Source organism: Metabacillus bambusae (assembly GCF_017497975.1).
In the GTDB taxonomy this organism is placed as follows: domain Bacteria; phylum Bacillota; class Bacilli; order Bacillales; family Bacillaceae; genus Metabacillus; species Metabacillus bambusae.
In genome coordinates, this window is record NZ_JAGDEL010000002.1 from 239,776 (window position 1) to 252,319 (window position 12,544).

The 12,544-nt window shown below is 34.3% G+C and carries 12 protein-coding genes; 4 read left to right on the forward strand and 8 right to left on the reverse strand.

Annotated features, from left to right (window positions below; translation table 11 throughout):
- Positions 1-323: 323 nt before the first annotated feature.
- Both I7822_RS03670 and I7822_RS03675 read right to left on the reverse strand, forming a co-directional pair.
- Positions 324-1,676: a glucose-6-phosphate isomerase gene (locus tag I7822_RS03670; RefSeq protein WP_207975421.1), complete on the reverse strand. Its 1,353-nt coding sequence runs from the start codon at positions 1,674-1,676 to the stop codon at positions 324-326.
- Between the two features lie 189 nt (positions 1,677-1,865).
- Entirely contained in the window at positions 1,866-3,029 is a 1,164-nt protein-coding gene (locus I7822_RS03675; protein ID WP_207975422.1) for an iron-containing alcohol dehydrogenase, read from the reverse strand.
- A gap of 143 nt (positions 3,030-3,172) precedes the next feature.
- On the opposite strand from I7822_RS03675, the gene I7822_RS03680 reads away from it, so the two are divergent.
- Positions 3,173-3,400 carry a DUF378 domain-containing protein gene (locus tag I7822_RS03680; RefSeq protein ID WP_207975423.1) on the forward strand — a complete coding sequence of 76 codons (228 nt, stop codon included), beginning with the start codon at positions 3,173-3,175 and terminating at the stop codon, positions 3,398-3,400.
- Positions 3,401-3,520: 120 nt separating this feature from the next.
- Here the strand turns inward: I7822_RS03680 and yugI are convergent, their stop codons facing one another.
- The 5 genes from yugI to I7822_RS03705 form a co-directional block, all read right to left on the reverse strand.
- A complete protein-coding gene (yugI, locus tag I7822_RS03685; protein ID WP_066330292.1) occupies positions 3,521-3,922 on the reverse strand; it encodes a S1 domain-containing post-transcriptional regulator GSP13 in 402 nt (133 codons plus the stop codon).
- Between the two features lie 212 nt (positions 3,923-4,134).
- Positions 4,135-5,808 (reverse strand): hypothetical protein, encoded by a 1,674-nt coding sequence (locus I7822_RS03690; protein WP_207975424.1) that lies wholly within the window; start codon positions 5,806-5,808, stop codon positions 4,135-4,137.
- Positions 5,801-6,361, reverse strand: a complete 561-nt coding sequence (locus I7822_RS03695; protein ID WP_207975425.1) for an RNA polymerase sigma factor — start codon at positions 6,359-6,361, stop codon at positions 5,801-5,803. The genes I7822_RS03690 and I7822_RS03695 overlap by 8 nt, the downstream gene beginning before the upstream one ends.
- A 322-nt stretch (positions 6,362-6,683) precedes the next feature.
- Positions 6,684-7,853, reverse strand: a complete 1,170-nt coding sequence (locus tag I7822_RS03700; RefSeq protein WP_207975426.1) for an aminotransferase — start codon at positions 7,851-7,853, stop codon at positions 6,684-6,686.
- Entirely contained in the window at positions 7,850-8,350 is a 501-nt protein-coding gene (locus I7822_RS03705; RefSeq protein ID WP_207975427.1) for an Lrp/AsnC family transcriptional regulator, read from the reverse strand. Before I7822_RS03705 ends, I7822_RS03700 begins: the two co-directional genes overlap by 4 nt.
- A gap of 213 nt (positions 8,351-8,563) precedes the next feature.
- On the opposite strand from I7822_RS03705, the gene I7822_RS03710 reads away from it, so the two are divergent.
- Positions 8,564-9,397, forward strand: coding sequence for an alpha/beta fold hydrolase (locus tag I7822_RS03710; RefSeq protein WP_207975428.1), 834 nt, complete (start codon positions 8,564-8,566; stop codon positions 9,395-9,397).
- A 54-nt stretch (positions 9,398-9,451) separates the two neighbouring features.
- On the opposite strand, the gene I7822_RS03715 is transcribed toward I7822_RS03710, so the two are convergent.
- Complete coding sequence (locus tag I7822_RS03715; protein WP_207975429.1) at positions 9,452-9,712, reverse strand: DUF1871 family protein; 261 nt, start codon at positions 9,710-9,712, stop codon at positions 9,452-9,454.
- A 181-nt stretch (positions 9,713-9,893) separates the two neighbouring features.
- On the opposite strand from I7822_RS03715, the gene I7822_RS03720 reads away from it, so the two are divergent.
- Positions 9,894-11,060, forward strand: coding sequence for a MalY/PatB family protein (locus I7822_RS03720; RefSeq protein ID WP_207975430.1), 1,167 nt, complete (start codon positions 9,894-9,896; stop codon positions 11,058-11,060).
- A gap of 184 nt (positions 11,061-11,244) precedes the next feature.
- On the forward strand, positions 11,245-12,537 hold the full coding sequence (locus I7822_RS03725; protein WP_207975431.1) for an ATP-binding protein: 1,293 nt from the start codon (positions 11,245-11,247) through the stop codon (positions 12,535-12,537).
- Positions 12,538-12,544: the final 7 nt, after the last annotated feature.

The following is a 12,544-nucleotide window of genomic DNA, read 5'->3' on the forward strand; positions in this document are numbered from 1 at the left end:
CTTGTGGGGATTCAATAGAATTTAACTTTGTTAAGTAGCGATTTAGACGTTTTGTACGCACTGTTGGCACTCTACTCCAATTCTAAGTTAGAAAAAGAAAAAGTACAGACCAAATTTTTTATTGTCCTAAATACAATTATATTGTCGGTTTTTCACAACTTATTGTCTGTTTTTTTATTTTATTGTCCGATAAAGAAATATATCAACTGAAAACACTAAGATATCGACCATTAGACACATATCGACACATCATCTCTTCCCTTGAACATAGCCCGATTCACAACAAAAGGACTGACAAAATGTCAGCCCTCTTCAAACATCTATTATTTATCTAATCGCTTTTCAAGCTCAGCCTTTTTCTCTTCAAATCCTGGTTTACCAAGTAAAGCAAACATGTTTACCTTGTAAGCTTCAACACCTGGTTGGTCAAATGGATTTACACCAAGTAAATATCCGCTCATTGCACATGCCTTTTCGAAGAAATACACTAAGTATCCAAACGTATACTCGTCCATTTCTGGAATTGTCACAACTAGGTTAGGTACTCCGCCATCTGTGTGAGCTAGCATTGTCCCTTGAAATGCCTTTTTATTGACAAAATCAACTGATTTACCAGCTAAGTAATTTAATCCATCTAAATCACTTTCTTCTTCTTCAACAAGTAATTCATGACGTGAATTTTCTACATTGATAACTGTTTCGAAAATGTCACGACGACCTTCTTGAACATATTGTCCTAATGAATGCAAGTCAGTTGAGAAGTTTGCTGATGAAGGATAGATTCCTTTTTGATCTTTTCCTTCACTTTCGCCAAACAATTGCTTCCACCATTCAGAGAAGTATTGAAGGCCTGGCTCATAGTTAATAAGCATTTCAATAGTTTTCCCTTTGTTGTAAAGAACATTACGAACAACTGCATATTGGTATGCTGCGTTTTCTTCTAGCTCAGACTTGCTGAAGTCTTCACTTGCAGCTTGAGCACCCTTCATCATCGCATCAATATCAACACCTGTTACTGCGATTGGTAATAAACCTACTGCAGTTAGAACAGAGAAACGACCACCAACATCATCAGGAATTACAAATGATTCATAACCTTCTTCTGTAGCTAGAGTTTTCAGTGCACCACGAGCTTTATCAGTTGTCGCATAAATACGTTGTTTCGCTTCTGCTTTACCATATTTCTCTTCAAGAAGCTTTCTGAAAATACGGAATGCTAGAGCAGGCTCAGTTGTCGTACCTGATTTAGAAATAACATTAATAGAGAAATCTTTACCTTCAAGTAAATCATGTAAATCTTTCATATATGTAGAGCTAATATTGTTTCCTACAAAAATCACTTGTGGAGTTTTTCTTTGTTCTTTTGAAAGAGCATTATAGAAAGAATGATTAAGCATTTCAATTGCTGCACGAGCTCCTAAGTATGATCCACCGATTCCAATAACAAGAAGGACTTCGGAATCAGATTTAATCTTTTCAGCACTTTTTTGAATACGTGCGAACTCTTCTTTATCATAGTTTGTTGGAAGATCAACCCAACCTAAAAAGTCACTTCCAGCCCCTGTTTGCTCATGAATAGAATGATGTGCAACTTTCACAAAGTCACGTAAGTATGTAATTTCATGTTCGTTAAAAAAAGTGAGTGCATTTGAGTAATCAAAACGTACATGTGTCATAACATTTTCCTCCATTAATTCATCATTATTATTATAGCTACTATCACTTTATCTAAAGTATTGAAGTAAATCAAGCAAAGTTCATAATGTAAGCGTATCCAACTTAACTAATTATGTCTTGTCCTTTTTAACACGTAAAAAGCACGGAGTAACTATTATCTGTAACTCCGTGCTTTTTTAAAATTTCAATTATAAGGATGCAGTTAAAATTGCAGTTACATCCTCTTTATTAAGCTTTTTAAAGTTTCCAAATTCACCATTTATCATCGCTTTATCTGCCATAAGATCGATATTTTCACCATCAATATTATAGTCTTGTAAACGACTTGGCGCACCGATACTACTCCAGAATTCTCGAAGCTTATCAATTCCTTCTAACGCAATAGATCGATCATCTTTTCCACTAGGATCTACATCAAAAACATTGATAGCTAACTGTACAAATCTAGCTATATTTTCATCTAGATTGTGTTTCATCCAATTTGGAAATAGAATCGCTAATCCACCAGCATGTGGAATGTCATAAACAGCTGATACAGCATGCTCAATGTTATGACTAGCCCAGTCACCGCGGTAGCCCATTTGTAATTGGCCATTCAGAGCAATCGTTCCCGAATAAAGGATTGTTTCACGAAGCTCGTAATTTTCAAGGTCTTCAATTAACTTAGGAGCAGTCTGAATTACCGTTTTTAGAAGTGATTCACAAAAGCGGTCCTGGAGGGGTGTATTTTTCGTATGATGGAAATATTGTTCAAAAACATGTGACATCATATCGACCATACCATAAACTGTTTGATCTTTAGGGACAGTAAATGTGTTTACTGGATCTAATATCGAAAATTTCGGGAAGGTTAAAGGGCTCCCCCATCCATATTTTTCTTTTGTTTCCCAATTTGTAATAACAGAACCTGAGTTCATTTCAGAGCCTGTGGCAGCCAAGGTCAGCACAGTACCGAATGGTAATGCCTCTGTAGGGAAGTGTTTTTTTGTGACAATATCCCATACATCGCCATCATATTTTGCTCCTACTGCAATAGCTTTTGTACAGTCGATAACACTTCCTCCACCGACAGCTAAGATAAATTCGATGTTTTCTGCCTTACAAATCTCTACGCCACGATGCACAGTTGACAATCTAGGGTTTGGTTCGACTCCAGATAATTCATATATTTGACTATCATTTTTCGCTAATACTTTTACAACTTCGTCATAGAGACCATTACGTTTAATACTTCCTCCACCATAAACAAGAAGAACTTTTTTGCCGTAATTCAGAACTTCCTTATCTAATTGCTCTACCTGTCCTTTACCAAAAATAAGCTTTGTTGGGTTGTAGTATGTAAAGTTTTCCATTTTATTATCGCCTCCATAATTAGATTATGTACATTTCAAAAATTATTGTAAAGAAAACTGCCTTTACCATAATTTTTCACTGAATAGTTTTTAATTTTTTTAGCAATCTAATAATGTAGTCATTATCTAAGGAGGTAACTGGAATGAGCGCAATTCAACGTATAGCATTGTTACTTACAATAATCGGGGCAATAAACTGGGGACTTATTGGATTTTTCGGATTCAATTTAGTAGCAGCAATTTTCGGAGATGATACAGCATTAACAAGAATCATCTACGGTCTTGTTGGAATAGCAGGATTACTAAACCTTGGTTTACTTTTCAAGCCTTCAGCTGAAGTTGCAAGGGAACCACGTACAGAAATTAGATAAATGTTATGATATGAACTGGGCTGATTTGTTGGCCCTTTTTTATTTATCAATGATTGCTAATAAAACCAATATAGAAAAAGGATGAAACGTATCAACGTTTCATCCTTTTTTTAATCCGTCTTATTTTTTTACTTCTTCTCGTTTTGATTGCTCGATCCACTCTTCAAGCTTATCTTTTAATGTATTAAAGCCTTGTGGAGTTTCTGTTTCAGTTTTAACAGTAGCTTGGCGTTTTTTTGGTTTTTTAGGTGCTGCTTCTCTCTTCTCTTCAACAGGTGCTTCTTGAGTAGCACGAATTGATAAGCTAATTTTCCCTGAATTTTCGTCAACTGAAAGTACTTTCACTTGTACTTCATCGTTTAATTTTAAATGTTCGTTAACATCTTTAACAAAACCATGAGTGATTTCTGAAATGTGAACTAAACCTTGAGTCTCTTCATCAAGTGCTACGAACGCACCATATGGTTGAATTCCTGTAACTTTACCTGTATGCACACTACCTAATTCGTACTTTGTTGTCATGTATAACACTCCCAATTTCTTATATTTATATGTTCTTTTATACGCAATATAAAATTATATCACATCTTTTTATTTTTTTCAAAAACAATTGTATTTGTTCTCATTTTTAGTATACCCAAAAAAGGCTGACTCAAAGCAAAGTGTCAGCCACAGATACATAGCTATCAATAAAGCTATTGTATGTTAGAACTGACACTTTCGAGCAAACCTTATTATGAAAGAGGATTATATTCAACTTTTGGAAAACCATTTTCACTTCTCATTCGAAAACTAACAGTATCTCCATTTGTCTTAATTAAAATATGCTCAATATCTTCTCCAGCTTGTTCATAGATTGATCTGACTTTAATCACTTCGTTTGAAAGTGCTTGATAATTAACTGGCGATTTTTTCATTTCTCCTATAAAAGCCTCTTTTTCTGGAAGCTTTGAATCTGCTCCATTATATAAGAGGCGGTAGGCTGTTTCAAAATCCCCTTTTTCAATGGCATACATATAGATTCTTGCAACTGTTAAATCAATTGAATTTAAACCTGCAAAACCTTCATTAAAAATATTCATATCTCCATTATTTTTGAAATCCTCATATCTAGCTGCCATCTCGTTTGTAATTGGCAATAAGTTTTTTTCTATTGCATATTCTTCCGGATTTGGCTTTAACATTTTAGAAACTACAATTTCTTGATTTTTTAATTCATTTGTTAACGTAAATTGATTTTCCTTAAGCTTATTATAAAATCCCTCAACAATTTTTGCTGTTTCCGAATATTCATTTTCAGTTATTAAGGTTTCGAATTTTTTTTTCACATCGTCTTTGATTTTGCCATTATCAGTTACAATCAAAGTGTTATCCGTTCCTTTTAAATAGAAGTTAATATAAAGTCTGTACTGTACTTTAAACTCTTCCACTTTAGGAGAGGATGGATTATTTAAAACAAAATTTTCAATCTCAAGTAATCGCTCACCTAGCTCTTCATGATTAATTACTAACGCCCCATCCGATAAGGCTTTCTTCTCAGACTTGATTTTCAAATATAACTTAGCATCCTCTTTTAAGGATTTTTCTAATTGATTATGGATGTTTATATAATTTGGCGCAAAATTAATAGTTCCCTCACCATCATTAAAGAAATAATAACCATACTCTTTTAAAATTTTCGAGAGCTCTTTATAATCTTGCTCACCCTTTATTATTTTCCCTGCGTTTAATTCAGATAAATGGGATTCAATATCAGTTATTGTATGCTGGTTAGATTGATACATCGGTATCCATTGCTCATAGAACTGCTCATGAAGCATGTCTAATTTATCTATATAGCCATATATTTGACTATCACTAATTGCTTCGCTATTATCCACTGCCTTCTTCATTAATTCATATTCTTCATGAGGCATTGAAACTCTATAGGTTATAATCTCCTTTACCCTTTCCATATAGTTTGTAAGTTCGGCTTGTGATGCATAACTTTTTCGTTCCTCAAATTTTTCGACGACTATTTTTGCTTCCTGCACAAATCCATATTGTTCAACATCCTCGAAGCCTAATTTATCTTTAAGCTCATCAACCCTACGTTCGTAATAACCTCGAGTTTCATTAATAGCCGTCTCGATATCTGCTTCAGTTATAGGTTGATTCTCTTCAGTCGGTGTTTGTTCCCCACTATTAATATTGTTTTGTGAAAATATTTGAATAGCCAAAAAACCACCTATAAGAAGAACACCAATAAAAGAGGCAACATAAGGAAATTGTAAATACACCCGTTTTTTAACTGGTTTCTCTTGTTCCTTAAGTTGTTTCATTATCCTTTCAGAGGAAGATACTGTAGGAATATGCTCATATGATTTTTTTAATTTCTGCATTCGTTCTTCAAATAGTTTGTCATCCATTTATGTCACCTTCTTTTTTATTAAGTTCTTCCATCACTTTTTTCAGCATTGTCTTTCCTCGTAATATTCTTGTTTTTACAGTTGATAATGTAATTGACATAATTTCAGCAATTTCTTCATATTTCTTTTCGTGAAAATAATATAGTACAATTGGTACCCGATACTTTTCATCGAGTTTTTGAATAGCTAAGTGTAGAATGCGATCTTCTTCGTTCCTGATCACTGCTGATTCTGTTTCAGGATAATCATCTTGTCTAAAGTCTTGTTGTATCTTAAAAACCTTTCGCAGGTTTGATTGGCGTTTTCTCGCAAAATCTCTCGTTACGTTTAATGTAATCTTATATAACCAGGTTGAAAATTTCGCCTTAGTAAATTGATCAATAAACCGATAAACACGGATAAAAACTTCCTGCGTGATATCCTCGATTTCATCTTGTCGATTTCCTAATTGGTAGGCGAATTTTTCGACGACTGGATAATGAAGTTCTACAAGTTGTCCAAATGCGTTCATGTTTCCTTGCTTGGCCTTTTTTATCAGTTCTTCTTCAGTCATTTCTACTACCCTCCTCTTTCATTAATAAAACGAGACATTCTATACTTTTGTTTCATCAAGGATAAATTTTGTTCACTATGTGGAACTTACTAGAGGGAAAAACTATAGAAGTAGGTTTAAAGCGCATAAAAAAGGGGGAATAATACAAGCACAAGGCTTTCTAGTATCCCCCTTTCGTTTCTCTATGTAGCTGACCAGAAATTGGTCAGCTTTTTTTATTTAGGCTTCGCAAACTTAGTTGTTGATTTCCGCTGCAGGCGTTCGCTTTCCGCCCCTATCAACAAAGTATCTAAATAACTATGAGCTTTAAGAGAGCCTTTATTTAAACTCGCTTCTGAACAAAGCGTTTCATTCTTTTTAAAGCCTCTTGCAGCTGATCTAGTGAAGATGCATAAGAGCAACGAATATAACCTTCTCCACACTCACCAAATACATTTCCAGGAACAACAGCTACTTTTTCTTCTAGTAATAATTGTTCAGCAAATTCCTCTGAAGAAAGATTTGTTATTTGAATTGATGGAAACGCATAGAATGCTCCACCAGGTACATGGCAAGTTAATCCGATATCATTTAAAGCTCCAACAAACAAATTTCTTCGTTGTCTATAGCTCTTTTTCATATGAAGAACATCTTCTTTACCGTTTTTCATCGCTTCTATCGCAGCGTATTGAGCCATTGTAGGAGCACACATCATTGAATATTGATGAATTTTTAGCATTGCACTTAAAAATTCAGAATTTGCTGCTACATATCCTAAACGCCAGCCTGTCATTGCAAAGCCCTTAGAAAATCCAGAAACAAGAATCGTACGTTCTGCCATCCCATCAATTGAAACAAAGCTTGTATACACATCATCATATGTAAGCTCTGCATAGATTTCATCCGAAATAACTAGTAAATCATGCTTTTCAATGATTTCAGCAATTCGTTCCAGCTCTTCTTTAACAAGAGTCGTACCAGTTGGATTATTTGGCGAACATAAAATAATCGCTTTTGTTTTTTCAGTGATTGCCTTTTCCAGTTCAGCAGGCTGCAATTTAAATTCCATTTCCCCACTAGTTTGGATCGACACAGGAATACCACCAGCTAATGAAACGAGTGATGCATAAGAAACAAAGCTAGGTTCAATGATAATTACCTCATCACCAGGGTTTACAATCGCTCTTAAAGCAACGTCAAGAGCTTGGCTTGCCCCAACAGTTACTAATAATTCATGTTTTGGGCTGTAATCGATATTGGTTTTTTCTTTTAAATAATAGCTAATCTCATTTCTCAATTCGATTAAGCCAGCATTTGCTGTATAGGATGTATAACCTTGCTCAAGTGAAAGGATACATGCTTCTCTAACATTCCAAGGAGTTACAAAGTCTGGTTCACCAACACCTAACGATATAACACCTTCCATACCAGCCGCTAAATCAAAAAACTTTCGTATTCCAGATGGTTTTAAATCTTTTACCGTATTTGAAAGGTAATGCGAGGGTTCTATCATGGTGACACCACAATTCTCTTGTCCTCATCATCTTGTTCAAATATGGTTCCATCATGCTTATATTTTTTCAAGATAAAATGAGTCGTTGTTGATAGTACTGAATCTAATGTTGAAAGTTTTTCGGATACAAATTGTGCAATAGCTGACATTGATTTACCTTCGATAATGACAGATAAGTCATATGCACCAGACATTAAATAAACCGATTTTACTTCGTTAAAACGATAAATACGGCTTGCTATATCATCAAAGCCCACTCCACGCTTTGGCTGAACTTTTACATCGATCATTGCTTTAACACCTTCATGACCATCAACCTTACGCCAATTTACTTGGGCTGTATAGTCAACAATAATGCGTTGATCTTCTAAATTTTGGATCAATTGTTTTGTTTCAGTTTCGGTTAAATCAATCATTTTGGCGATTTGTTCTGCAGACAGGCGACAGTCATCCTCTAAGATCTCTAAAATCTCGACTTCCTTTTCTGTAAACTTCATTTTCACCACTCCCACTTTTTTCAAATCTTCAGACAATTATACCACTCTATTGCTTGTTTTTCATATGTTTCACCGAAAGATATACGGGTAGATTTTACATGTGTGTTTCAATTAATTTCGGTAAAAATATAAAAAATGTTTATAGCCGTTAATCGACATTTCATTTTATCATATCTTCAATAATTATTAATAGGAAAAACGGAGTGAATGGTTATGGAAAAGAGTCATTATTATTGTAGTACCATGAACATTCTTGGTGTAAACGTTCATTATGAGGTTTATGAGAAAAATCCTTCGAAGCCAACTATGGTGTTAATACATGGATTTTTATCATCTTCCTTTTGCTATCGTAAGATTATTCCACTATTGGAGAACGAATTTAATCTTATTGCCATTGATCTGCCTCCATTTGGGAAAACAGAAAAATCAACAAGGTTTGTTCATTCCTATAAAAATATGGCAAAATTAGTGATTGAATTAGTCCAAGGATTACAAATAAAAAAAGCATATATTGTTGGTCATTCAATGGGTGGACAAGTTTCTCTTATTGCAGCAAAGGAAAGACCAGACTTATTTGAAAAAGTTGTGCTTCTATGCAGTTCTGGTTATATGAAACGAGTTCATCCAACTTTAATATTCGGTTCTTACATGCCTTACTTTTATTTATGTATCAAGCATTGGCTAGCTAGTCAGGGGATATTGAAAAACTTATATAATGTCGTACACGATAGGTCTCTTATCGACCAAGAAATGATGGATGGATACATGGAGCCATTTAATGATGATCGAATTTTCATGGCATTAACCAGAATGATTCGAGATCATGAAGGTGATCTTTCACCAGAGGAATTAAAACTCATTGAACAACCTAGTCTTCTGATTTGGGGCAACGAGGACAAGGTCGTTCCTATCCAAGTTGGGGAGAGGTTAAATAACGACTTACCTAACTCAAGCTTATTTTCATTCCACAACACTGGTCATTTAGTACCTGAAGAAAGACCTGAGCATGTAACTGAAAAAATATTTGAATTTTGTCAGGCTAATTAGGTTTTTTTAGAGGCTTAAGAGAGTATTTCTACAGCCCTTATGCCTCTACATATATTATATTTCACAGCTAGAGTTATTTTTAATAAGGAGAAGTTGCTTAGAGAGGTTTTCGCATTTTTGGAGAGGAATGATTTCCTCAAATGAAAACTCATAAATAGCTTGGATTTTTCTAGCAAGCACCATTTCATCGTCAAATAAATGAACAGCTTGAAGAACATCAACCACTTCTGTTTCATAACTTCCATCTCCATAACCTAAAGGGTCCCACTGTAATAAAAGTTCCATCAATTTAATATTTGTTTGCTGTGCTTCCATTTTTTCACCTTTTATGATCTTATTTTTTGCACTGTCATTGTATCACATTTATGATTATAGTTGAAAAGCTGAAGCTCCGTGCTCAGGTCCGACAAGCGACTAAGCTCTGAAGTAAACACTGACACTCTGTCGAAATATTATATTGCATTTGAACTAAAAATATTAAAATGAGGTGAAGCAATTGAGTCGATTTGATCGAGTCATTAATCGTAAGAATACGGATTCTATAAAATGGGATACAAAAAGAGTTTTCGGAATGGAAGATGTTTTGCCTATGTGGGTAGCTGACATGGACTTTCCTGCACCTGATGAAGTCATTGATGCATTACACTCACGTGTTGACCATGGTATCTTTGGATATACAATGCCTGGAACAAACACGGAAAAAGCAATTCAAAGTTGGTTAAAAACCCGCCATAATTGGGAAATAGATACGAATATCATTACATATAGTCCCGGTATTGTAACAGCCATTAGTATCGCGATCCAAGCTTTTACTGGTTCTGAAGACAAGGTTGTCGTTCAACCTCCTGTTTATTATCCATTTTTTGAAATGGCAAAGAAGCATAAACGCGAAGTGCTTTATAATCAACTTCTATTAAACAGTGATAATCGTTATGAAATTGATTTTGAAGATCTTGAAGAAAAGCTTTCAGACAAAATGACGAAAATGTTTATTCTTTGTAATCCTCATAATCCTAGTGGCCGTGTATGGAGTAAAGAAGAATTAACAAAAATTGGTGAGCTTTGTATCAAACATGATGTACTAATTATTTCAGATGATATTCACTCGGATTTATTGTTATTTGACAATCATTATACACCAATTGCATCAATTAATAAGGCCTTTGCCGATCAAACGATAACTTGCATCGCTCCAAGTAAAACCTTTAATCTTGCTGGACTTCAAGCTTCTGCTGTGCTTATTCCAAACGATTCCCTTAAGCGAAAATACAACGCAGTACTACAGCTTTACGGTCTAATGGCAGTAAATACATTTGGTGCAGATGCTATGGAAGCAGCATATAAACATGGAGGGAAATGGCTAAATGAACTTATTCATTATTTAGAGGAAAATGTACTCCTTATAGAAAATTTCTTAAACGAGCACCTTCCAGATATAAAAGTAATGAGGCCTGAAGCAACCTATCTCGTTTGGCTAGATGCTCGTAAGCTTAAGAAAACTGATGATGAATTAAAAAACCTTCTTTTAACTAAAGGAAAAATTGCATTAGAACCCGGTTCAAAGTTCGGTGAAAATGGAGCTGGATATTTACGAATGAATATAGCATGTCCGCGAGAAACATTGAATGATGGATTACAACGTTTAAAAAAGGCATTAGCCTAATTACTGGTTTTACTGCTAGTTGAAAACAGGAAAAAATAACCTTGAAAAAGACCAGAGTTTAGTGACGTACTCTAAACTCTGGTCTTTTTCTATATTAGGAATAATTACAATTTTATTGAAAATTTAAACAATTATCTGTGATTGGTGGTATAATTAGGAAAACTACAACTAAGGTGACAGTTTAATGGAACTAATAAAAAATTTTATTTTACAAATAACATTTATTGTTTTACCAATTTTCACCTATCATTTATTTTGGTTAAGCAAAAATCATGCTTACATATTAAAACCTAATAAAATTCTGATCACTTGTTGCACTATATTATCTTCCTTTCTTTGTATTATTTGGCCAATTGAGATAATAGACGGTTTAATAGTCAATCTTCAGGCAATTCCTCTATTCATTAGTTTTGTTTATGCAGGCTATATTCCTGGTTTATTGACGCTTTTAACAACTTTCGCATACAAACTTCACATTGAATTAGAGTGGTATTTTACTTTAGCTAGCATAATGTCCAATTGTATACTCCCATTATTACTCCATTTGAAATGGCAGCAATTTGGGTTTAAGAGAAAATTAGGATGGGCTGTTATCCATGGTGCTGTTTTATTAGGGTGTACACTGCTTTCCTTAAGTTTTGTAAGCGTTTCACAAAATATATCTTTTGTTACAGTAGCAAATATTACAATATCCATCTTCGTTCTTACCTTAGTATTGCTATTCGCCATTTATTTGGTTGAATATATAAAAGAGAACGCGTTGATTAGGATGGAACTTATAAAAGCTGAAAAACTAACATTGGTTAGCGAACTTGCAGCAAGTGTCGCTCATGAAGTGAGGAACCCATTAACGGTCGTAAGAGGATTTGTTCAATTAATAGGTAGTTCTACAGATAACAACATTACACAAAAACGAGAGTATATGAATCTTGTTCTCGCAGAATTAGATCGAGCGCAATCAATTATTACAGATTATTTAGGTTTAGCTAGCCAACAATTCATATCAAAAGAAAAAATAGATTTAACAGAAACGCTAGATGAAATCAGAACACTGATGATCTCATACGCAAATTTTAAAACGGTTACATTAACATGTGATTTAGAAAGTCCTTTATATGTTTTGGGAGATCAAGCCAAATTAAAACAAGTATTTATTAATCTTATTAAAAATGCGATAGAAGCAGTACCTAATATGGACGGAAATGTCACGATTAGAGCATATGTATCATATGAAATTGTTCGGGTTAAAATTTCTGATAATGGCGTTGGGATGTCAACAGAACAAATTGCAAGGCTTGGTGAGCCTTACTATTCATTAAAGGAAAATGGTACAGGGCTCGGACTTACTGTTACTTATTCGATTTTAAAGAACCATGGTGGATCTATCCGTTATAAGAGTGAACCAAATAAAGGAACGATTGCAATTGTTTCGCTTCCTACTTATTTTGCCAATGACAAATATGGGGACGACGTATAAACGTCAC